Raw genomic sequence first — 23,121 nt, 5'->3', positions numbered from 1 at the left:
ACTGGAATTTAGTCGGCCTTTTTTAATTCAATTGCCAAATGGCAAAATTCAATGCTGTCGCAAAAGACACCCAAAGCAGATAGGGAACCATTAATCCCGAAGCCCAAGCACTCACTTTTTTGAACTGAATGACACAAATCAAGATCATTGCCCAAAGCGGAATAATCACCACCAAGCCCAAAATCGGGCTTTCAACTCCAAAAAATGCTGGAGACCATAGTGTATTTAAACCCAATTGAATAAAATAAAGCGTCAATAGCTGTTTTTTCTGTGGATGCTCGCTTTTCCAAATCAAGTAGCAAGCAATTCCCATCAAGACATAAAGCGTAGTCCACATTGGCCCAAAAATCCAGTTGGGCGGATTCCAACTAGGACGATTGATGGTCAGGTACCAGTCCCGAACGGATGAAAAGGTAAAGAAAGCTCCCAGACCACCTGCTAATTGAGGTAAAGCTAAGCTTATAATTAATTTCAGGGCCCTAGACATCAGATGGTCTCTAATAGTGTACGGAAGGCTACCGCCTTGTCTTTGTACCTTTCTTGAGTTTTGGCGCGAAGGAGTGCTGCATGCTGCTTTTCATACTCCATCATTTTGTCAATGCTCTCGGTAAAATATTGGATGCAGTAATTGGTGGATCCATCCTCAGATTCGTGCAATAGTCTGAAAAATTTATGATCATGGAATATTCCGGTGTTCAAAACCTCTGGGATGTGGGTCGTCTTCATCCAGGAAATAAAGTCTTCCTCGATCTCCGCCGTGACATTAATGGTGATATTATATAGGATCATAATCAGTGAATTGGGTTTTATTTACTTTTTTTGCCAACAAGAATCTCTCGGGCAAAGTTAGGAATCCCAGAACGAATCTTACCTAAAATTTGAAATATGCATAAAGTGGTCCCCTCCAGAGGAGAATCAAAATCATTGAGAATCACCATTGGAAAGGTAATAATTGTCCTTTTGCACTTGGTGGGCCTGGTGGGACTAAGCTTTCCCGAGAGTCGGGAGCTTTTTCAGTTTCTCACTCCGGTTCAGCTTTTGACCACCTTGTTTTTGGTGCTTTTCTATCACCGGGGCTGGAATGATGCCTTTCCTATTTTTGCGGCAGCTGCATTCTGGATCGGATTTGGGGCTGAGTTGATCGGAATTCACACAGGGTACCTTTTCGGAGATTATGTCTATGGTACCGTGCTCGGTCCAAAACTTTGGGAAGTGCCAATTGTCATCGGAGTAAATTGGTTTATTCTTGCCTACCTTACGGGTTCGGCCTTCCATCGAGTGCCTAATGATTATTATGCCGCCTTCTTGGGAGCATCAGCTATGACCGCTTTGGATTACATCCTAGAACCCGTAGCAATATCCTTGGAGTTTTGGGCATGGAAATGGGATCAGATCCCGGTGGGTAATTATGCAGCTTGGTTTGCTGTATCATTCCTGATCCATTTCATCTGGAGAAAAGCCAATTTCGAAAAAGATAATCCGATAGCGGTATTTCTTTTGATTACCTGGATAATCTTCTTCGCGCTCTTGAATTTTACACTTGGAATTTAAAAATTCCATGATAGAAATAAGTTCCTGCAACAAAATCACCTCGAGATAGTTCTTCAAATAATGATAACGGCAATAGGATTTACGGTACTTGGATTTGCTATCATGGAGTTTTCCGGATGGTTTATTCACAAGTATGTGATGCATGGTCCCTTGTGGATGATCCACAAAACCCATCATCAACCGTCCAAATCATTCTTTGAGTTGAATGATTTGTTTTCCCTTTTGTTTGGCAGCATTGCTGTAGCACTGATATTGGTCGGTGCTTCTGGTCTGGACTATCGGTTTTGGATAGGAATTGGTATCAGCCTCTATGGGGTTTTGTACTTTTTCCTTCATGATGTATTGGTGCACAGGAGATTAAAATGGTTTGACAGACCTAAAAGTCATTTCCTCAAGGCCATCTTTAGAGCACATCAAGCACATCACAAAACCAATCAAAAGGACGACGCTGTATCATTTGGCCTTTTTTTGATCCCTAAAGAATTTCTAAAAGAAGAAGAAAAGTGAGCACGTATTCAATCAAGGACCTCGAACAACTATCGGGCATCAAAGCCCATACGCTCAGAATTTGGGAGCAACGGTATGATCTTCTTTCTCCAAAAAGAACTGATACCAATATCCGCTATTACGACGATCAGGATCTGAAGCTGATTCTAAATGTCTCACTCTTGAATGACAACGGATATAAAATCAGCAAAATTGCTTCCATGTCCATGGAGGAAATCAGAGGTGAGGTGCTCAAACTTTCTGAAAAGAGCCTAACTCACGATGATCAAATCCATACTTTGACAATTTGTATGATCGAATTGGACGAGGAGCGTTTTGAAAAAATCCTTACCACCAATATCATCAAGCTGGGATTTGAGCAGACCATGCTCAACATCATCTATCCTTTCATGACCAAAATCGGAGTCCTTTGGCAGACCGGAGCTATCAATCCAGCTCAAGAACATTTCATCTCCAATTTGGTAAGGCAAAAGCTGATTGTGGCAATTGACGGTCAGGTGGGAAATTATACCGGAAAAAAATTCCTTCTTTTCCTGCCTCAGGGCGAATTGCATGAGATCTCAATCCTTTTTGCAAACTATCTCATCAAGTCCAGAGGCCATAAAGTGATTTACTTGGGACAGAGTACTCCTCAGGCAGATCTCGAATCCGTTTATAATATCCATAGACCTGAATTCCTTCTGACGGTGATCACCAATTCACCTTCTTCAGAAAATGTTCCGGAATACATCAACTCCCTCTCTGCCAAGTTTCCAGAAAGCCAGATTTTGGTTTCTGGCCATCAAGTAATCGGTCAGGACTTTACCTTCCCTTCCAATGTCCGCCAAATGATGTATATCCGAGACATCAAGGACTTTTTGGAAGAAATTCATGAGGTACCTCAAGAGAAATAGTTTAGCCTTTTACTATTTTTCTTAAACAAGGCTAAAAATCCACTTTATTCCAATCTTCTACATTTTCGTCCATTGAATGGGTTTTTCAATCCATTTATAATTTTTTGTTGAAGTTTTTTGAAAATAAATTCAACAAAGTCTTGTTCTTTGTTTAATCTTTCTTATTTTTGATTAAACAAAACCACAAAGCTATGACAACTCTAGAATTTAGCTACTCTCTCAACAAACTATCCAGCTCCTTGAAGCCTTTCGCCTTGAAGCTGACCCGAGATGTGGATGACGCAAACGATTTGATTCAGGACACGATGGTAAAAGCCTTCACCAACAAGGACAAGTTCACAGAAGGTACTAATCTAAAGGCGTGGCTTTATACCATCATGAAAAACACCTTCATCACTAACTATCAAAGAATGGTGAGAAGAGGTACATTCGTAGATACTACCGATAATCTGCACTATATTAATTCGAGCAGCGTACAGATAGAAAACGGAGTTTTTGGTAATTTCACCATGGATGATGTGACTACCGCCATCGAAAAGCTTGATGACGTTTACAAAACACCATTCATGATGCACTTCAGAGGTTTTAAATACCATGAAATTGCAGACAAACTTCAGATTCCGATCGGGACAGTTAAAAATAGAATTCACATTGCCCGTAAGCTTCTAAAAGAAGATTTGATGGTCTATCAGCATAAAAATTGATCCTATGTCCAAGAAAAAAGTGGTAGTGATCGGCTCTGGATTTGCAGGGCTTTCCGCAGCCACCCATTTGGCGCAAGACTCCAATTGTTCAGTTACACTCCTTGAAAAAAACGATTCCCCTGGTGGTAGAGCAAGAAAGTTCGAGCATCAGGGGTTTGTGTTTGATATGGGTCCAAGCTGGTATTGGATGCCCGATGTGTTTGAGAATTACTTTGCACATTTTGGCAAAAAACCCAGTGACTTTTATGAACTTCTCCGGCTAGATCCTTCCTATGCGGTGATTTATGGGGAAAATGACGTTCTGGATATTCCTGCAGACTTGGAGCAATTCAAGTCCATGCTGGAAAAAATTGAACTCGGAGCAGGAAAGCAATTAGAGTCTTTTTTGGCTCAGGCCAAGTATAAATATGAAGTCGGCATCCATGACTTGGTCAAAAGGCCAAGCCGCTCAGTTTTTGAATTCACTTCCCCAAGTTTATTGGTTGATATGATTCGAATGGACATTTTCCAGTCCATGTCTAAGCATGTCAGGAAGTTTTTCTCCCATGATAAAATCATTCGGCTGATGGAATTCCCGGTTCTTTTCCTGGGAGAAACCGCTGAAAATATACCAGCGTTGTACAGCTTGATGAATTATGCTGATATCGCGCTGGGAACTTGGTATCCAAAGAAAGGGATGCATGAGATCATTCGAGGAATGGTCACCCTGGCAGAGGAAAAAGGAGTCCAAATCCGATACAGCTCTGAAGTAGAAGAAATCGAAATAGAAAACGGAACTGCCAGACGAATAAGACTGAAATCAGGAGAAAAGATCGAGGCAGATGTAGTCGTAGCAGGTGCAGATTATCACCATGTGGACAAACATTTAGTCAATCCCAAATACAGCAATTACACTGAAAAATATTGGGACAAGCGGGTCATGGCTCCTTCCTCCCTACTCTTCTATTTGGGAATCAACAAGCGCCTGAAGAATCTTCGTCACCACAATCTTTTCTTTGACGAGCCTCTCGGACCGCATGCCGACGCCATTTACAAAAATCCAAGATGGCCGGAGAAACCTCTTTTTTACGCTTCTGTTCCTTCCATCACAGATCCTACCGTCGCTCCTGAAGGATGCGAAAACTTATTCCTGTTGATTCCATTGGCTACAGACTTAGAGGATGGCGATGAAATGAGGGAAAAATATTACCACATCATCATGGACCGTTTGGAGAAAATCACGGGACAGGAAATCCGTTCGCATGTGATTTTCAAGAGAAGCTATGCACATGCGGATTTCAAATCAGATTACCATGCCTTTAAGGGCAATGCTTACGGACTGGCCAACACGCTGACTCAAACAGCTGTTTTGAAACCGGCACTCAAAAACAAAAACGTTAGAAATTTGTACTATACCGGCCAACTGACGGTTCCTGGCCCAGGGGTGCCTCCATCCCTGATCTCCGGGCAAGTCGTCGCTGCTGAGGTAAAGAAAGATTTCAACCTGTAACCCCAGACACATTAGAAATGGATGCCATAGAGCTATTTAATCAGACCACTTTGGAGTGCAGCAAGCTGATCACCCAGCGATACAGTACCAGCTTTACCATTGGTATCAAAACGCTGGACAAAAAACTCCACATGCCGATTTATGGCATTTATGGTTTTGTCAGGTTTGCAGATGAAATCGTAGATACTTTTCACCAGCAGGACAAATCACTTCTCCTTCAGCAATTCAAAGAAGACACCTATCGAGCAATCGAAACAGGCATATCGCTCAACCCGGTCCTCCATGCCTTTCAATTGATTGTCAACAAATACAATATCCCTCTGGAGTATATCGAAGCTTTTTTGGTCAGTATGGAAATGGATCTGGACGCCAAAAAATATGATGACTCCAAGTACAAGGAGTATATCTATGGTTCAGCTGAAGTAGTTGGGCTCATGTGTTTGAAAGTATTTTGCGAAGGAAACGAGGAGCTTTTTGAAAAACTTAAGACACCGGCATGCAAACTAGGCTCAGCATTTCAAAAGGTAAATTTCCTCCGTGACATCAAAAGCGACTATGAAGAAAGAGGGCGTGTCTATTTCCCAGGAGTAGATTACAAACATTTTGACCAAATTGTAAAAACCCAGATTGAAGAAGATATCCAGCAAGATTTCAACGACTCCCTGATAGGAATCGAACAATTGCCTACTTCGGCAAAACTCGGAGTTCGGGTTGCCTACATGTATTATCAAAAACTCTTCGATAAAATCAAAAGCCTTCCTGCTGACACCATCACTAAAAAGCGAATCCGAATCCCAAATAGCCAAAAGCTTTCTCTATTGGTTGGAACTTATTTTGAAACCAAACTAGGCATCCTCTGATGGAAAAATTCCTATATCTGGCGGTTGATCTGTTTGCTTTATCCTATCCATTGGCTCAGTCCTTTGAGCATAGAATCAAATATTCAAGTCAATGGGGAGCACTTTTCCCTGCATTGCTGATTACAGGAATCTTCTTCGTCATTTGGGACATTTGGTTTACACACTTGGGTGTCTGGGAATTCAATCCACGGTATTTAATTGGAGTTTACTTGGGAAATCTTCCTTTAGAGGAATGGTTGTTCTTTCTGATTATTCCTTTTGCTTGTGTATTTATCTATGAAGTATTGATTTACTTTTTCCCAAAAGATCATTTTAGGCCTGTTGCCAAACCATTTGTTTATGTGCTAGTCCCTTTGCTTTTAGGCTTGGGAATACTTCATCTGGACAAGTGGTACACCTCAGTCAATTTCATAATCGGAGCAATATCGCTGTTGGGACATTACCTCTATTTCGGAGATCGGTATTTGGGAAGATTCATCTTTGCCTATCTGATTCATCTGATTCCATTATTTCTATGCAATGGAGTTCTCACAGGTGGCCTGACAGAGGAACCTGTGGTGATTTATAACAATGCCGAAAACCTAGGAATCCGGATTTGGACGGTTCCGATTGAAGACACTATTTATTCTATGACGCTGTTTCTCTTGAATATCAGTATATTCGAAAAGATCCGAAGCCGAAAAACAATTACAACCCTGAGTAGTTAACTATCCGATGAAAAACCTTCAGGTACATATCGATTCAAATTCAGGCTTTTGCTTTGGAGTCGTCTATGCCATAGAAATGGCAGAGGAAATATTAGATGAGCAGGGCTACCTCTATTGTCTGGGAGATATAGTCCACAATGATGAGGAAGTAAATCGATTGACTGCAAAAGGTTTAAAAATTATCAATCACCAAGAGCTGCAGGATCTTAGTAATGAAAAAATCCTGATCCGGGCTCACGGAGAACCGCCTTCAACCTATCAATTGGCTATCAAAAACAACCTGACACTGATTGATGCTTCTTGTCCGGTGGTGTTGAAGCTGCAAAACCGAATCAAAAATTCTTTCGACAAAGAGGAAAAAATCTATATCTATGGCAAGCATGGCCACGCTGAGGTAATCGGACTTCTAGGCCAAACCAACAATGAGGCCGTGGTATTCCAAGATATCTCGGAGCTCAATCTAGAATCTCTTCCGAAGAATCTTACCCTTTACAGCCAGACCACTAAGAGCACGGACAAGTTCTACGAAATCAATGAAGTCTTGAGGGATAACGGAATTACGGTAAACACCAACGATACCATCTGTCGGCAAGTATCGAATCGGGACAAGGAACTTCGGGAATTCGCCGACAAATACGATAAAATTGTCTTTGTATCGGGCACCAAATCTTCCAATGGAAAAGTATTATTCAACGTGTGCAAGGAGAAAAATCCCAACACTTTTTTTGTCTCTAACCCGGAACAAATCGACTCTTCTTGGTTTGCCTCCAACGAATCCGTAGGAATATGTGGCGCCACCTCCACGCCGATGTGGCTGATGGAGCAGGTCAAAGAAAAATTACTTACCTTTTAGCAAAAAGGGGCTCAAATGCCTATTTCTATCCTATGTTCGGCAAAATAGATCCCAAAGGTCTAATCATCGCTTGGACCATCATTTTCATTTGGTTTTGTTCCCTCGTTTTCCTTTTGACTTGGGAAATCAACTGGTCCAATCCCGTGACTTACTTGGCGGTTTTGATTCAGATGCATCTTTATACGGGGCTTTTTATTACTGCCCACGATGCCATGCATGGGGTGGTTTCTTCGAACAAACAGATAAACCATATTACTGGGTGGATTGCTGCCATTTTATTCTCCTATAATTTCTATTGGAGACTTTTCCCCAAACATCATGAACATCATCGCCATGTAGCCACAGATCAGGATCCGGATTATCACCCTTCTGGAAAATTCCTGATTTGGTACTTTTCCTTTCTTCGCCAATACATCAATATCTGGCAAGTGCTGTTGATGGCAGTGACATTTAATATTCTAAAGCTGTTTCTTCCAGTCGAAAATCTGATTTTATTCTGGATGCTTCCGGCAGTTCTTTCCACTTTGCAGCTCTTCTATTTTGGTACATATGTTCCTCACAGGGGCGAAAGCGACAATCCACATCATTCTCATACCTTATCCAAAAATCACCTTTGGGCATTTATCTCTTGCTACTTTTTTGGATATCATTTTGAGCATCATGATGCTCCCGGGGTTCCTTGGTGGAGACTCTGGAGAGAAAAGGAGAAAGGTCTTATTTGATTTTTGGCAAAAATTCAATGCTGAGGAAACAATTCCTTTTTTAATTGCTTTTTAGTTTACCAACACTATCCACATGAATCTCCGATTATTCCTTCTTGCTCTTTTTTTGATCCCAGCCCAACTCCTCGCACAGGGTATTCTCAGGGGAAAAATCTTCAACCCGATCAACAACGATCCCATTCCCTATGCCAATGTGCTAATCTTGAACACGGATCTTGGGGGAATTTCTGATGAAAATGGATTCTATGAAATCAAAAACATCCCTCCCGGACTTTATAATATCCGCGCAAGTTTTGTCGGATTTAAAGCTCAAACCCAATACGAAATCCAAATCTCCCAAGCTCGGCCTGTCCAATTGGACTTTGCCCTGGGAGAGGAAGCTTCGGAACTCAATGAGGTAGTGGTCAGCAGTGAATTTACCCGCTCAGAAGAAACTCCCATTTCTGCACGAAGGCTCAATACCAACGAAATCGAACGATATCCGGGAGGCAACAGAGACATTTCCAGGGTGATCCAATCTTTGCCCGGGGTAGCCTCCACCGCTAGCTTCAGAAATGACATCATTATTCGCGGTGGAGCACCCAACGAGAACAAATTCTTTGTCGATGAAATCGAGGTCCCTGTCATTAACCATTTTGCGACGCAGGGTTCTTCCGGTGGTCCGGTAGGAATTCTCAATGTAAACTTGATCACAAATGTGGATGTACTGACGGGTGGTTTTCCTTCCAATCGGATGGATGCACTGAGCTCATTTTTCGATTTTCAGTTGAAAGAGGGCCGTCGGGATCGAATGTTTACTCAACTGACGGTAGGCGCCTCCGAGATCACACTTTCGAATGAAGGCCCAATAAGCGAAAAGACGACCTATATTCTTTCCGCCAGAAGATCCTATCTCCAAGGTCTTTTCAGGCTTTTAGGCCTGCCATTTTTGCCTACTTTCAATGATTTTCAGTTGAAAACCACTACCCAAATCAACGATAAAACAGAGCTGACTTTTATCGGAGTGGGGGCAATTGACCAGTTTGTCCTCAATGAAGAAATTCCAGAAGGGGAAACAGAAGAAGAATTGGAAAACAGGCTTTACCTACTGGACATCTTGCCGGTTCAAAATCAATGGAATTACACCACGGGACTGAAGCTAAAACGCTATCGGGAAAATGGCTTTTGGACGTTTATCCTGAGCCGGAACATGCTGAATAACCGCGCCTATAAATACGCCGGAAATGATGAAAGCTCCCAGGCCAATCTCCTCTCAGACTACCTTTCCCAAGAATCTGAGAATAAATTCAGAGCAGAAAATTCGATTTTCGGAAAAGGTTATACCCTGAAATATGGAGTGAATTATTCCTATTCAAGATTCTTCATCAATAATTTCGACCGCAGTACGCTTTCCTTCTCAGGGCAAATCATCGATGTACAATCCACTTCCAATTTCAACCAATACGGAGCATTCTTTTCGGGTAGTAAAAACTATTTCAATGATAGACTATTGATTACAGGAGGAGTTCGGGTGGATGGCTCAGATTTTGGAAAAACTGCCCAAAACCCTCTTAACCAGATCAGTCCGAGGGTTTCTTTTTCTTATCAATTAAGGAACAACCTCTTTGCTACAGCCAATGCCGGCATCTATTACCAAAAACCCGCTTATACCGTTCTCGGGTATCGATCCAATGAAGGACAGCTACTCAATCAAATCAATGATGTGCGGTTTATTCGCAATTCTCAACTGATTGGCGGATTGGAATTTGTCGTGCCGGAAAAGTATCGAAGATTTACTCTGGAAGGGTTTTATAAGAAGTATTCCAACTATCCTTCCTCGATCCGGAATGGGATTTCACTCGCCAATCTAGGGGCTGATTTTGGGGTCATTGGAAATGAACCTGTCGAATCCAATTCTCAGGGTCGGGCTTATGGCTTGGAGTTTCTGGCTCAGCAGCGACTTTTCAACAATTTCTATGGCATTGCCGCAATCACTCTGGTGCGGAGTGAATTCACCAATCCGAATTCTGAAGGATATCTTCCTTCCTCTTGGGACAATAGGTTTATCGTCAGCCTGACTGCCGGAAAGAGATTTGGTAAAAACTGGGAATTGGGAGGCAGATGGAGATTTTTGGGAGGCACCCCCTATACCCCTTTCAACTTGGAGGAATCTTCATTGAAGTCCAATTGGGATCTGAGGAATTCCGGAGTGCTGGATTACTCCCAGATCAACGCTGTAAGGCTCCCTGCCTTTCATCAGTTGGATCTTAGGTTGGACAAAAAGTATTACTTCCCTAAATGGAACCTCAACTGGTATGTGGACATTCAAAATTTCTACAATTTCCAAGCCCAACAAGCTCCTCTTTTGGTACCGGTTCGGGATGGGTCCGGAAATATTCTTCAAGACTCCAATGACCCGAATAGATATCAGCTAAAACTGATTGAAAATACTGCTGGAAATGTGCTGCCTACCGTGGGGATTATCGTAGAGTTTTAAGCCAAAAAATTCAGTAATCGAAGAATCTGCCGTACCTGATGATCTTCATTGGAAGAGGAATAAATGGTTTCGATCCATTCCTTTTGTTCCTTTTCCGGAAGCTTTTGAAAGCTCTCCCATTTTCCGGGATCATCTTGGAGACAAGCCTTAAGTTCTCCCGGAACCTGATCTGGAATGGATTCAGTGAAAAGAATCAATCTTACTTCGTCTCCGGCTTCTTTCTTGATTTTGGTTCGGATTTCTTTGGAAACGGGGAGGAAAACGGTCCCGTCCCCCATGGGCATCAGATGCTTTTTTTGGAAAACATACTCATCGACCTGACCAGAAACTTCCAGCATGCCAAAATACTTTTTAGAAGGCAGTTTTTCCTTTGGTACTCGTGCATAGGTCCAACCACCTTTGCCGGTAAATCTTTCCAGAATCACTACTTGGTTGAAAAATTCATCCATAAAAAAAGCGGGGTGTTCCCCCGCTAAGTTACTTAGATCATTTTAACCTCCATCGGATATTCAATCCAAATCCTCCGGCATCGAAGGTGGTCTGTTCCACCAGAATGAAGTAAGGTCTCCAGTCCAAACCTACCGTGATCGGAACTTCGGTAAAGGCATATTCTGCGCCAATTTCACCAGCGGCACCCAATCTGAAATTGTCCGCCAGAAACACAGAGGGACCAAAGCCTGCATACCATTTAAAGTCAGTGTCGGCTATGTCATCATAAACTGGGTTCCAAAGGGCATCAATACCCAAACCTCCACCGCCAAAACTCACATCAGCATGGACTCTGCTGAAATCTCCCAGAGAAAAAACTCCGTCAACAGCCACGTTATTCCCGTTCACGTTGCCTAGTCTGATACCGATTTCCTGAGCATTTGCATTCAGCACCAACGCTCCTCCCAAAAACAAGCATAGGGAGATTACTTTTAAGAATTTCTTCATTTTTTGTGTATTAAATTGTTGGTTTAATAGAAGGATCTCCATTTGGGGAGAAAAATCATAAGCAATTCCTTTCGCCAAAATCGCACCAATTATTCTTTCCCAAGGCTTAATTTGAAGATTTTACCCTTTTGAAAGCTCATTAATCCTGCCTATTCCATTCAAGACCTAGGCAGAACACATCCCATCAATAGGTTTCTCTTTTATGATCAGGGATTTTGCCTATTTCCTTACAAAAACAGGAGCCAGCTGCGTTTTGAGAAGCGTATCGGTTAAAATTTTAGATTCCTTGCTCTCCCAATTCATCAAAACAATATGAAACTGTTTGGAAAGGGTGTCCTGATATTGCTCAAAGGCAAGCCACTTTCCATCAGGACTCCAGTCATGATAGACTTCTTTTTTGCCACTTCTGCTGATCTGCCAATTTTGGGTACCGTCAGGAGTCACTCCAAAAATGAAAGTCCCATTTCCTCTGGAAGAGGCATAGGAGATAAAATCTTCGGTGGGATGCCATCTCAAGGCTCCTGCCTTATATCCATAAGAATTCGCTGCCGGATCTTCTGCAGGAAAGACGGTCAATTGCTTTTCTCCACTCCCATCCCGATTCATGAGGAAAACCTCTGGGAAAACGCCTTCCTTTTTGGTTTTCGGGCTTTTTACAAAGGCAATTTGGTTACCATCCGGTGAAAAGACCGGATCAGAAAAGCGGTAAGCCGTATCATTGACTAGAGGAGAATAATTTCCATTTTCCAGATTTATCAGATACAGCTGATACCGAATATCCAGGGAAGGTCTTGCCGCTACCACCATCTCATTTTTTTCAGGGTTTATATCCATCCAGCTATCTTCCAGTCTCAAATCTGAAAGCTTTTTTACCCCAGATCCGTCAGGACCCATTTCGTAAAGGAAGAAATGCCGATAAGCTGTATCCCTGTCGCTGATGAAGAAAATCCTGTCCTCATGGGCTAAATATGTCCACGCTACATCAGGGTGATTGATGATGTTTTGAGAGGTATGAAGGCTATCCTCTGGATCCAGAATCCGGATTTCCCAATTGTCCTCAGCTATGGAATCCGGCTCCCAGGTATTGTAAGCAATCAAGAAATCCATTTTTTCAGAAACCGTTGTTTCCTTAGGCTGACAAGAATACAGCAAGAGGGAAAATAGTAGGCAAAGGAAAGTCTTCATATGGCAAGGGTTTAAGGAATTTACCCTTTTTCCAGATTATTCGCCAATTTCCCTTCCTATCCTTAGTACCTCTCTCACCAGCAAATCCATATCTTCCATGCGGGTTCTTTGATTTACATTGGCCACACGGAGGGTATATTTTCCCTGAAGAATCGTAGAACTTGGAGAGGCAATCCCTTCTTCTTGAAGCCGAAGTAAAATCTCCCGATTCAAGTCTCGTAGTTGGGATTCTGAAAGGTCTGGTTTGACCATTCTAAAGCAAGTGATGGACATAGAAACAGGAGCCGTAAGTTCCAGCTCGGGAGAGTTTTCCACCAAACTTCCCAAATACTCGGCCTGTCGGTTGTTTTGGGCAATCATCTCGGCATACTTCATTCTACCATGCTCCTTGAGAGACATCCAAATCTTCAAGGCTTTGAATCCACGGGAGAGTTCAAAACCATAATTATTGACTGAATCCAATCCCCCGGAGAGGCCCCGAGATTCCTGCAATAAATAATTAGGGGTGATCGCAAAAGCCTCCCGATGTTTCTTGGCATCGCGAATTAAGGTGCAGCCCACTTCGTAAGGAACATAGAGCCATTTGTGCAGGTCGAAGGCCAAGGAATCTGCTTCTTCAATGGCTTTCAGTCTGTCAGAATATTTGGAATCCAGCTTCGCCAATGCCCCATAAGCGCCGTCAACATGAAACCAAAGGCCGTATTTTCTGGAAATAGCCAGCAATTCCTCCATCGGATCAATCGCGCCAGTATTGACTGTCCCCGAGGTCCCAACTACAGCAAATGGAAACAATCCAGCCTCCAAATCTTCTTGGATACAGGACTCCAGCTCATCCCCGTTCATTTCATACCGCTCATTTACACCGATCTTTCGGACTGCATCAGTCCCTAAACCAATGATTTCTGCGGCTTTTTGAATACAGGAATGGGTCTCCACTGAACAGTATAATACCAATTGGGCTGAGGCAGCTTTCAGTCCTTTTGTTCGGATTTTTTCTTCTTTGAAAGAATTTCTCGCCACTGTCAAGGCAGTAATGTTGGCCATTGATCCTCCACTGACTAGGATTCCAGAGGCTTCTAGGGGGAAGTTCATCAGCTCTTTACACCAGTTGACAACTTGCCGATCTACATACATGGCAGAATGCTCGCCGATGGTCGTATTAGGATTCATCCCTGAAGCCAAGAGATCTGCCAAAACCCCCATGGGCGTTCCGGTACCTTGTATCCAGGCAAAAAATCTCGGATGAACATTCCCTTTATTGTAGGGGAAAACATATTGTTTAAAATCCCGATAAACCTGCTCGGGATCCTGACCCTTTTCAGGAATAGGCTGGTCCAAAAAGTCTTTGACCTCACCTGGGATGGGTTTCCAGATTTTTTGATCCCGTATAGATTGCCAGTAATCAAATAAATCGTCAATCATTTGATGCCCAAGCTGCCGCATTTGATCCCAATTCTCGGGATCAAGGGTTTGGTCTTTAGCAGTAATGTCAGTCATGAATTTGGGTTTTAATGCTTTGGAATTAGCCGAACACTAAAAATATCTCCAGCTCCTTCCGGTGAAATTGAGGTTGCGCGTAAAGTCAAAGTTTGGTTGCCCTTAGAAAAGTCCATAGTGCCTAGCCGAATCTTTTTCCAAGTTTGTTCAGGTGCTTCTTTTCGTAGAATCCGATCCGGGCTTTCGATCAACTCAGGAATAAACTCTTCCTCAATCGCAAGTGATAAACTTGAGTTTGAATTTGAAAGGTTCCATTCATGTCCGGTTTGTTTTTCCGAGGCCGCATATTCAATCCAGACTTCAAAAATACCCCCATCCAAGACCTCCAAGTCCCAGCGAATAAAATCTGACTCTTTCTTCCAGTTTGTCACCCAGTCCTGAGCCCAACCATGCCCCTCAAAAAAGCGGACCTCGCCTTCCAGCAAGGCTTCATAGGCCGGCAAAACAATCTGCTTTGCCTGGTTAGTAACCGGGATTTTTCGGATCATCACAATATCCGCACTTACGTCATTCCACCAGGATTGATATTTTTCCTCCATGGATTTTGCCTGATCGGGATAGCTTTGTGCTAGATCTTGTGTTTGCCCCGGATCATTTTTTAGATCAAACAAGCTGACTCCCTCTGGCAAAAGAGTTAGCAATAAGGAATCTTGTCGGATGGCTCCAGGCCGGCTTTTTAATTCTTTGTCCAAAAACGCCACATGAGAATATATCGGTCGGGATTCCAATTCCTCCCCTTCAAAAACCGGAACCAAGGAAACCCCATCCCAAGGCTTTTCTGCCTTACTTTTCAATCCAAAAAGTTCCGCCAAGGTAGGCATCACGTCAATGTGTGCTGCTGGAGTGGAAATCTGCTGAGGAGTGATTTTTCCTTTCCACCTCCAAAAGCTCGGAACACGGACCCCTCCTTCATGAATGGAGCCCTTTACCCCTCTCATTCCCGCATTAAAGCGCTGCCCATTCGGTCCATTGTCTGTCAGAAATATCACCAAGGTATTCTCATCCAGCTCAAGCTCTTTTAAAAGGGCCATTACCCGGCCAACATTCCAGTCGATATTTTCCACCATGCCATAGATTGCCGCGAGCTCATCCTCCAGACCTGCATTTTTGTAGGGCTGAAAAAATTTATCCGGTACCTGATGAGGACTATGGGGTGTATTTAAGGGCAAATAAGCGAAGAATGGTTGGTCCTTATTTTTCCTTATAAAATCCATCGCCTCATCCGTCAACACATCTGGCAAATAGCCTTCAAACTTTATTTCTTCCCCATTTTTTTCCAGATGAGAATTGAAATAATTGGACCAATGCCCCGCAGAAAATCCGGTAAACTCCTCAAATCCCTGAGCTAAAGGGTGATTGGGAAAATGCTGTCCATTATGCCATTTGCCGAAAATCCCGGTCCTATAACCATTATCCAAAAAAAGCTCTCCTAAGGTATACTCCTCGGAGTCCACGGTCTCCAAGCCATTGGACACGGATACAGCTCCAGTTCTCAAGTGGTATCTACCCGTCAACAGGCTGGCTCGGGTAGGTGCACAAAGCGGACTGACATAAAACCTCTCAAACTGAGCAGACTCAGAGGCCAATTGATCTAAGTTCGGGGTTTTTACAAATGGGTTCCCATGGATGGCAAGATCCCCAAAACCCTGATCATCGGTCATAATGAGGATCAGGTTGGGAGGAGTCGAAGGGGATTTCTTTTCACAGCCAAAAAATAGACTACAAAAGAGGAGCAGGATAATTTGGGGAAAGTGTCTCATAATTGCCGGCTATTTCTTGAAGATAAAGTAAACCGCCAAGACTAAAAAAATGCCTCCGATGAGGTGATTGAGTCTTAATGATTCATTTTTGAAGGCAATCAAAGTGAAAACCATAAAAACAATCAAGGTAATCACCTCCTGCAGGACTTTGAGCTGAACCAAAGAAAAGGGGCCTCCATTGCCGGAGAAGCCTATTTTATTGGCAGGCACCTGAAAGCAATATTCAAAAAGGGCGATTCCCCAGCTGATCAAAATCACAGAGACCAAACCAAGTTTGGAAAACCATTTCCATTCTGCGAATTTCAAATGACCATACCAGGCAAGAGTCATGAAGGTGTTGGAAAGGACCAAAAGCCCAATGGTAAGAAATGCTTTCATAGAAATAGGGAAGAGAACCAAGAAGGAAAAATCGGAAGATTCCTAGAAATTTGGGCTAATCCAATCCGGTATCTTTTCGGACTTTTCGGATCAGGTTACCCTTTTTACCCCAAACGCTTCGAAATCGTGGTGCCGTGGGATGAATTTTCAATTTTTTCAACACCCAATCGAAAGGCAATCCAATCACACGCTTGAGCAATACTTTGGGCTGGAAGAAAAATTGATCTTGTACGAATTTGTAAGCAAAAATTGCAGCTTGCTCAAGAAGCTTAGCTTTCAATTCGGGGTCATCTAACTTTTGAGAAAAAAATTCATGCTCAAAACTACTCTTGATCACATAGGAGTTTTTTCTTTCTCCGCTCAAAATCACTATGACTCCTACCCACGAAGGAAAATGAAATTTTATCCCCGCCTGAAAAGCTCTAAAAATCCATTCTTGAGAGGGAGTGACATAGAGTTCCTTTTCAACCTTCCAAGCACCAATCTTTTGGGCAATTTCCTTTTTGAAAAACCAGGTGGAAGCCACGCTAAATACATTGGTAGAGAACTTCCCGTCAGGATGTACGCTGCAAAGGTCAGCCCTATATTTCCCTTTTTCGAAATCCTCCTTTTTGGTGGTGATAATTTTTAGCCCTGGCACAATCAAAAAATCTGCTCCAGAGGACTCTATTTCCTGAACACATTTCGATAAATGATCCGGGTAAAATAAATCATCCTGATTAAGAAAAGCGATGAACTCTCCCCGCGCTTTTGTCAATCCAAAATTGTTGGGAGTGGCCTGCTGCCCGCTGTTTTTTTTCAGATTATAAAAGAAAATCCTCGAATCAGAATAAGCTCTGACTAATTCCTCTGTGTCATCGGTACAGCAATCACCCACCACAATCAGCTCCCAATCCTGATATTCGGAATTTAAAACAGACTGAATAGCATGCCTGAGAAGATGGCTGCTATTGTAAGTGGCGGTGATAATGGATACCTGTGGTTTTCTCATTGGTTTCGTCTTTGCCGTCTATCCTGTTGGCCACTTGAAGCGCAAGCAGGGGAATTAGGGTATATTTCCCGGTATTTACAGAATGATAGCCATCAAAGGATCGAACTCCCACCTCATGTCGGGTGTGTAATTTGCTGGAGGAATTGTCCACGTCAGTATTTCCAAGAGCGAAAATTACCCCTCCTACCGGATCCACTTTCTCATTCGGAAACTGAAGTCCTTTTAATGCGGGAACTCTTTGCTTTAATTCCTCAAAACTTCTTTGGAAGATGTCGAATCTCTCCTCTTCGGAATACATCTTGTCCCATTCGGGGGGATTTTTTCCTTCTGACCAGCCTGTTCGGCCAATAGGATACCAGGAGAAAAATCCTCCTCTGTCCTTGAAATTGACACAATCTCCAAAAGGGCCTTGGACCATCGTGCAAGACGGAAAATCCTCCGCCTGAAAAGGTACCAAAACCTTATTGCCAAACTTATACCGGAAAGACCAATTGTAAAGGGGTTCAATGCCCATGGTTTGGTCGATCTGCAAAAGATTATTCCAAGTACAGTTCACTACCTCGTCGTAATCTTCCCTGAATACCTGATCCGATTGAGAATAATGAACTCTGAAATTTGTCCCGATTCTTTCTACTTTTTGAACAGCGGAATTTAAATGGAGTTCGATTTTGGGTTCCTGATACAAAGCTTCTCTCAATAGGGACGCAATCCTCCTTGGCTCCACCGAGTATTCATTGGTGATAAAGACATCCTCCATAAACTCCGGGTTGACAATGTCTTCCATTTCGGATTTGGAGAGCTTTCTGGAGAAAATCTTATCCTCCAGATCCAGGTATTTCTTACCAAAGCGTTTGCTTACCTCGTCAAAAATTTGAGAGCATTTTTGGTAATGTAATGCTAGCTCCTCTGCATCCGCCAATGACCCTTTGTGGTTACAATAATTAAAAGGAGTTGAAATCAATTCCTCTGGCTGGATCGAAATCCATCTCTTCAGATTGGAAATAAAATGAACCGCTCCCACCAACATCTGCCGGGCCGTAAATAGATCCTTGTCCAAGGCGTAGATAAATCCCAAGTGGATTTTTCCTTCATTGACAAAACTGGCTTTTCGGATAGGTTCGGAATGCTTTTCAAACAAGTCAACTTGGTATCCTCTTTGGGCAAGCTCAAGGGCAGCACAGACACCCAATCCTCCAGCCCCAAGGATTGCTATTCGTTTATTTTTCAAAATCAAAAAAAGAATTCTATGAAATGATTCTTTAAAATTAAAAGGGCAAAGCAGTTAATCAAATTAAAGCCGGGAATTCTCCCAAAATCAAAATATCAGCTGATACATCTCTTCCAGCTTACTTACCTGGAGGATTTGGATTTTAAACTTCTTTGGGTCCAAGCCTTTTACAGCGTATTTGGACACTACAATTTTCTTAAATCCTAACTTTTCAGCCTCAGCAATCCGGTTTTCGATCCGGGAAACAGCTCGAATTTCGCCTCCAAGTCCCACCTCACCAGCAAAACATATTTGCTCCGAAACAGGAGTATCCTCATAGCTGGAAATCAAGGAAGCGCATACGGCTAGATCCAATCCCGGATCGTCCACTCTCAACCCTCCAGCCACATTCAAAAAGACATCCTGCTGCCCCAGCCGCATTCCTCCACGTTTTTCCAAAACCGCCAAAAGCATATTCAAGCGCTTGGCATCATGACCGGTACTACTTCGCTGTGGGGTGCCATAGGTGGCTGGACTGACCAAGGACTGAATTTCGATCAAAATGGGACGGTTGCCTTCCATCATGGCCCCGATCGCAACCCCATTTAGTACTTCTTCTCTTTGGGTAAGTAATATTTCTGAGGGATTAGCCACAGCGCGGAGTCCTTCAGCTCGCATTTCATAGATTCCCAATTCATGGGTCGATCCAAAGCGGTTTTTGGAAGTTCGCAAGATCCGATAAGTCAAATGCCGATCTCCTTCAAATTGCAAAACCGTATCCACCATGTGTTCCAAAACCTTCGGTCCGGCAATGGATCCATCTTTGGTGATATGGCCAATCAAAAACACCGGAGTTCCGGTCTCCTTAGCAAATTTCATCAGCTCAGCAGTACATTCCCTAACTTGAGAAACAGAGCCTGCCGCAGACTCCACGTATTGACTGCTCAACGTCTGAATGGAATCGATGATTAGAAAATCAGGCTTTAGGATCTCAATTTGCTGAAAAATCTGCTGGGTATTCGTCTCGGACAACACATAGCAGTCCGGGTTTTTTGCAGACATCCGATCGGCTCGCATTTTTATTTGGGCCTCACTTTCTTCACCAGATACGTATAGGACAGTTTTATTTTTCAGCGTAAGAGCAATCTGAAGCATTAGGGTGGACTTTCCTATTCCCGGCTCTCCTCCAATCAGCACCAGTGATCCTGGCACAATCCCCCCTCCTAAAACTCTGTCCAGCTCATCATCTCCGGTAATCCATCTGGGCTGCTCTTCGTAGTTGACCTCAGTGATTTTCTTGGGAGTACTTGCTTTTTTTGTGCCTCCGGAACTTTGCTTCCAAGTGCCTTTTCCGGAGTCCTCTTTTTGAAGGACTTCTTCTACATAGGTATTCCACTGCCCACATGCCGGACATTTTCCCAACCACTTAGGGCTTTGCGCACCGCAGTTTTGACAGAAAAAGGATGTTTTGATCTTGGCCATTTTTGAAGTATCAAGTAGTTGGTATCAAGTATCAGGATCTAATCCACATTGATGGCCAACCAATTTTGAAATTTTTCAGTCTTTCAATCCTAATGCGCTTCCAACCAATCAGAACCTACTCCTACCTCCACTTCGATTGGCACAGGAAGTTTGATTGCATTGGACATCAGACCCGGGATGTTCTTTTTCAGAATTTCCACCTCATCCTTGTGTGCATCAAATACCAATTCATCGTGTACCTGAAGAATCATCTTGGACTTTAACTTTTCCTTTTTCATCCATTGATGAACATGAATCATGGCAACCTTGATCAAATCTGCAGCTGAACCTTGCAGAGGGGCATTAATGGCATTTCGCTCTGCAAATCCCCGCATGGTCTGGTTTCGGCTATTGATGTCCCTGAGGTAGCGTCGGCGACCAAGGATTGTTTCTACATATTCGTTTTTCCGGGCTTTTTCGATTGCTCCATCCATGTATTCCTTTACCGCAGGAAATTCATTGAAATAAGCATCGATAATCTCCTTGGCCTCAGTTCGGGGAATAGAAAGCCGCTGTGCCAAGCCAAAAGCCGAAATCCCATAGATGATCCCAAAGTTGGCCGTCTTGGCTTTTCTTCTCATGTCAGAGGTGACTTCTTCCAAGTCCACTTTAAATATTTTCGCGGCTGTAGTAGCATGAATATCCCGTCCATTCTTGAATGCCTCCAGCATGGACTCATCCTGAGAGAACGCGGCCATCAGGCGAAGCTCTATCTGGGAATAATCCGCAGAAAGCAGGATGTGGTTTTCATCTCTAGGGACAAATGCCTTTCGGATTTCTCTCCCTCTGGCAGTTCTAATTGGAATATTCTGCAAGTTGGGATTGATGGAAGACAAGCGGCCCGTCGCAGCCACAAACTGATTGTAAGTGGTGTGGATTCTTCCGGTCTTGGAATTGATCATGGTAGGAAGGGCATCCACATAGGTGGACTTAAGCTTGACCATTTGGCGGAAATCCAAAATTGCCTGGGCAATCTCATGCTCATCTGCCATCTTGCTCAAAATCTCCTCTCCCGTGGCGTATTGGCCGGTCTTGGTTTTTTTGGCCTTAGGGTCAAGTTTGAGTTTTTCGAAGAGTACTTCTCCCAACTGCTTTGGGGAAGCCAGATTGAATCTCACTCCAGCCAGTTCATAGACTCGCTTTTCAATTTCTTTACTTTCCTCCTCAAGTGCCACCGAAAGCTCCGCCAAACTCTCGGTATCAATCCGAACTCCTTCAAATTCCATGTCGGTCAAAACCCGAATAAGAGGGTTTTCGACCTCATCAAAAAGTTTCTCCAGCCCATTGGATTTCAAAATGGGATCAAATTTCTTTTTCAGCTGCAGAGTGATGTCCGCATCTTCTGAAGCATAGGCAGTGACCTCATCCTCGTCCACATCCCGCATGTTGCCTTGGTTTTTCCCTTTCTTGCCGATCAGCTCGGTGATGGAAACCGGCCTATAATTCAGATACTGCTGGGCAAGCCAATCCATGCTGTGTTTTCCTTCCGGCTCTATCAAGTAATGAGCCAGCATAGTATCATACAAAAGGCCTTTGACCTCAATGCCATAGTTCTTCAGCACAAGCATGTCGTATTTGATGTTTTGGCCGATTTTGAGGATCTCTTCATTTTCGAATACAGGACGGAGGATCTCCAAAATCTCCTGAGTCTCCTCCTGGTTTTCGGAAACGGGAACGTAGTATGCCTCCCCTTCCACATAGGAAAATGAAAGTCCCACCAATTCCGCCTTCATGGCATCCAAGTCGGTTGTTTCCGTATCAAAACAGAGTTCCTTCTGAAGCAGCAAGTATTCCACCAGCTCTTTTACGGCTGCAGGTCCTTTGATTTTGTGATAATTATGGACATTGGAATGGATCGTATCCAGCGTTACCGGAACCTCAAATGCCGGTGGAGCATCTTCGCCCGATTCGGAACTTGAAGCCACAGATGCCGCTGCTCCGAAAAGCTCCATTTGTGCCGGCGCAGCAATTGCAGCCTTTTTACCGGTTCCGTCTTTAAATATCCTGCTTGCCAGAGTACGAAACTCCAATTCTGTGAAAATGGCCCGGAGTTTTTCTTCATCGAATCCTTCGTACCGAAGATCTTCCTCATTAAAATCTACCGGCACATCTGTCTTGATCGTCGCCAACTCTTTAGACATGATCCCTTGCTGAGCAAAGTTTTCGACGTTTTCCTTTTGCTTTCCTTTCAGCTTGTCCACATTGGCGATCAGACCTTCCACAGTACCATATTCCTTGAGCAATTTCACTGCGGTCTTTTCCCCTATCCCGGGAATCCCCGGAATATTATCCACAGCATCTCCCATAAGTCCCAGGATATCCCGAACCTGATCCACATGCTCGATATCCCATTTGGCACATACTTGCTTTGGCCCTAAAACGTCCACACCGTTGCCCATAAAGGCTGGTTTGTAGAGAAAAATATGGTCGTCCACGATCTGCCCGTAATCCTTATCGGGAGTCATCATGTACACGGTAAAGCTTTCTTTTTCGGCTTTTTTGGCAATAGTCCCGATCACATCATCAGCTTCAAATCCGTCCATTTCCAAAATGGGAATATTAAATGCCTTGACAATTTCTTTCACCCAAGGGATGGAGGTCGTGATATCTTCGGGCTGGTCTTGTCGATTGGCTTTGTATAGCTCATATTGGACATGCCTAAAAGTCGGGCCTGGCAAATCAAATGCAACTGCGATATGACTTGGTTTTTCTTTTTCCAATACTTCTAGCAATGTATTGGTAAATCCCAGCATCACACCGGTATTCAATCCTTTGGAATTAACCCTCGGGTTTTTGCTAAAAGCAAAATGAGCCCGATAAATCAAGGCCATGGCATCCAGAAGAAAAAGTTTGTGGGCTTGTTTTTGAGACATTATACGTTTAA

At 43.3% G+C, this 23,121-nt stretch carries 22 protein-coding genes; 10 read left to right on the top strand and 12 right to left on the bottom strand.

Annotation, left to right across the window (positions count from 1 at the left end; all coding sequences use genetic code 11):
• Positions 1 to 22: 22 nt before the first annotated feature.
• Both G458_RS0114935 and G458_RS0114930 read right to left on the bottom strand, forming a co-directional pair.
• Positions 23 to 487, bottom strand: coding sequence for a TspO/MBR family protein (locus G458_RS0114935; RefSeq protein ID WP_026952601.1), 465 nt, complete (start codon positions 485 to 487; stop codon positions 23 to 25).
• Entirely contained in the window at positions 487 to 789 is a 303-nt protein-coding gene (locus G458_RS0114930; RefSeq protein ID WP_026952600.1) for a DUF4286 family protein, read from the bottom strand. Before G458_RS0114930 ends, G458_RS0114935 begins: the two co-directional genes overlap by 1 nt.
• A 96-nt stretch (positions 790 to 885) precedes the next feature.
• On the opposite strand from G458_RS0114930, the gene G458_RS0114925 reads away from it, so the two are divergent.
• From G458_RS0114925 to G458_RS0114880, 10 genes are all read left to right on the top strand, one after another.
• The gene (locus tag G458_RS0114925; protein ID WP_026952599.1) at positions 886 to 1,551 is read left to right on the top strand and encodes a carotenoid biosynthesis protein; all 666 of its coding nucleotides are present in this window, start codon (positions 886 to 888) and stop codon (positions 1,549 to 1,551) included.
• Positions 1,552 to 1,611: 60 nt separating this feature from the next.
• Positions 1,612 to 2,058, top strand: coding sequence for a sterol desaturase family protein (locus G458_RS0114920; protein ID WP_026952598.1), 447 nt, complete (start codon positions 1,612 to 1,614; stop codon positions 2,056 to 2,058).
• Positions 2,055 to 2,951, top strand: a complete 897-nt coding sequence (locus G458_RS0114915) for a MerR family transcriptional regulator (protein ID WP_026952597.1) — start codon at positions 2,055 to 2,057, stop codon at positions 2,949 to 2,951. The genes G458_RS0114920 and G458_RS0114915 overlap by 4 nt, the downstream gene beginning before the upstream one ends.
• Positions 2,952 to 3,142: 191 nt before the next feature.
• Positions 3,143 to 3,655 (top strand): RNA polymerase sigma factor, encoded by a 513-nt coding sequence (locus G458_RS0114910; RefSeq protein ID WP_026952596.1) that lies wholly within the window; start codon positions 3,143 to 3,145, stop codon positions 3,653 to 3,655.
• Between the two features lie 4 nt (positions 3,656 to 3,659).
• Positions 3,660 to 5,144 (top strand): phytoene desaturase family protein, encoded by a 1,485-nt coding sequence (locus tag G458_RS0114905; protein WP_026952595.1) that lies wholly within the window; start codon positions 3,660 to 3,662, stop codon positions 5,142 to 5,144.
• 17 nt (positions 5,145 to 5,161) lie between these two features.
• Positions 5,162 to 6,004, top strand: coding sequence for a phytoene/squalene synthase family protein (locus G458_RS0114900; RefSeq protein WP_026952594.1), 843 nt, complete (start codon positions 5,162 to 5,164; stop codon positions 6,002 to 6,004).
• A complete protein-coding gene (locus G458_RS0114895) occupies positions 6,004 to 6,711 on the top strand; it encodes a lycopene cyclase domain-containing protein (RefSeq protein WP_026952593.1) in 708 nt (235 codons plus the stop codon). Before G458_RS0114900 ends, G458_RS0114895 begins: the two co-directional genes overlap by 1 nt.
• A gap of 7 nt (positions 6,712 to 6,718) precedes the next feature.
• Entirely contained in the window at positions 6,719 to 7,564 is an 846-nt protein-coding gene (locus tag G458_RS0114890) for a 4-hydroxy-3-methylbut-2-enyl diphosphate reductase (RefSeq protein WP_026952592.1), read from the top strand.
• Positions 7,565 to 7,596: 32 nt separating this feature from the next.
• A complete protein-coding gene (locus G458_RS0114885; protein ID WP_026952591.1) occupies positions 7,597 to 8,286 on the top strand; it encodes a fatty acid desaturase in 690 nt (229 codons plus the stop codon).
• Positions 8,287 to 8,359: 73 nt separating this feature from the next.
• The gene (locus G458_RS0114880; RefSeq protein WP_026952590.1) at positions 8,360 to 10,762 is read left to right on the top strand and encodes a TonB-dependent receptor; all 2,403 of its coding nucleotides are present in this window, start codon (positions 8,360 to 8,362) and stop codon (positions 10,760 to 10,762) included.
• Here the strand turns inward: G458_RS0114880 and G458_RS0114875 are convergent.
• The 10 genes from G458_RS0114875 to polA all read right to left on the bottom strand — a co-directional run bounded on the left by G458_RS0114875 (position 10,759) and on the right by polA (position 23,110).
• Positions 10,759 to 11,211, bottom strand: coding sequence for a YdeI/OmpD-associated family protein (locus G458_RS0114875; protein ID WP_026952589.1), 453 nt, complete (start codon positions 11,209 to 11,211; stop codon positions 10,759 to 10,761). The genes G458_RS0114880 and G458_RS0114875 overlap by 4 nt on opposite strands.
• 37 nt (positions 11,212 to 11,248) lie before the next feature.
• Entirely contained in the window at positions 11,249 to 11,698 is a 450-nt protein-coding gene (locus G458_RS0114870; protein WP_026952588.1) for a hypothetical protein, read from the bottom strand.
• A gap of 219 nt (positions 11,699 to 11,917) precedes the next feature.
• Positions 11,918 to 12,883 carry a TolB family protein gene (locus tag G458_RS0114865; protein ID WP_026952587.1) on the bottom strand — a complete coding sequence of 322 codons (966 nt, stop codon included), beginning with the start codon at positions 12,881 to 12,883 and terminating at the stop codon, positions 11,918 to 11,920.
• A 36-nt stretch (positions 12,884 to 12,919) separates the two neighbouring features.
• A complete protein-coding gene (locus G458_RS0114860) occupies positions 12,920 to 14,380 on the bottom strand; it encodes a pyridoxal phosphate-dependent decarboxylase family protein (protein ID WP_026952586.1) in 1,461 nt (486 codons plus the stop codon).
• An 11-nt stretch (positions 14,381 to 14,391) separates the two neighbouring features.
• Positions 14,392 to 16,140: an arylsulfatase gene (locus tag G458_RS0114855; protein ID WP_035468315.1), complete on the bottom strand. Its 1,749-nt coding sequence runs from the start codon at positions 16,138 to 16,140 to the stop codon at positions 14,392 to 14,394.
• A gap of 9 nt (positions 16,141 to 16,149) precedes the next feature.
• Positions 16,150 to 16,518: a DMT family protein gene (locus G458_RS0114850; RefSeq protein ID WP_026952584.1), complete on the bottom strand. Its 369-nt coding sequence runs from the start codon at positions 16,516 to 16,518 to the stop codon at positions 16,150 to 16,152.
• 55 nt (positions 16,519 to 16,573) lie between these two features.
• Positions 16,574 to 17,509 (bottom strand): glycosyltransferase family 2 protein, encoded by a 936-nt coding sequence (locus tag G458_RS21525; protein WP_051287355.1) that lies wholly within the window; start codon positions 17,507 to 17,509, stop codon positions 16,574 to 16,576.
• Positions 17,466 to 18,737, bottom strand: a complete 1,272-nt coding sequence (locus G458_RS0114840; RefSeq protein ID WP_169719277.1) for an FAD-dependent oxidoreductase — start codon at positions 18,735 to 18,737, stop codon at positions 17,466 to 17,468. Before G458_RS0114840 ends, G458_RS21525 begins: the two co-directional genes overlap by 44 nt.
• 87 nt (positions 18,738 to 18,824) lie before the next feature.
• A complete protein-coding gene (gene radA / locus G458_RS0114835; RefSeq protein WP_026952582.1) occupies positions 18,825 to 20,198 on the bottom strand; it encodes a DNA repair protein RadA in 1,374 nt (457 codons plus the stop codon).
• 89 nt (positions 20,199 to 20,287) lie between these two features.
• Positions 20,288 to 23,110 (bottom strand): DNA polymerase I, encoded by a 2,823-nt coding sequence (gene polA, locus G458_RS0114830; RefSeq protein WP_026952581.1) that lies wholly within the window; start codon positions 23,108 to 23,110, stop codon positions 20,288 to 20,290.
• Between the last annotated feature and the right edge of the window lie 11 nt (positions 23,111 to 23,121).

The sequence above is a fragment of the Algoriphagus mannitolivorans DSM 15301 genome, from assembly GCF_000429425.1.
Classification (GTDB): domain Bacteria; phylum Bacteroidota; class Bacteroidia; order Cytophagales; family Cyclobacteriaceae; genus Algoriphagus; species Algoriphagus mannitolivorans.
Note: the sequence above shows the minus strand (reverse complement) of the source record. Positions and strands in the feature narration are given on the sequence as shown.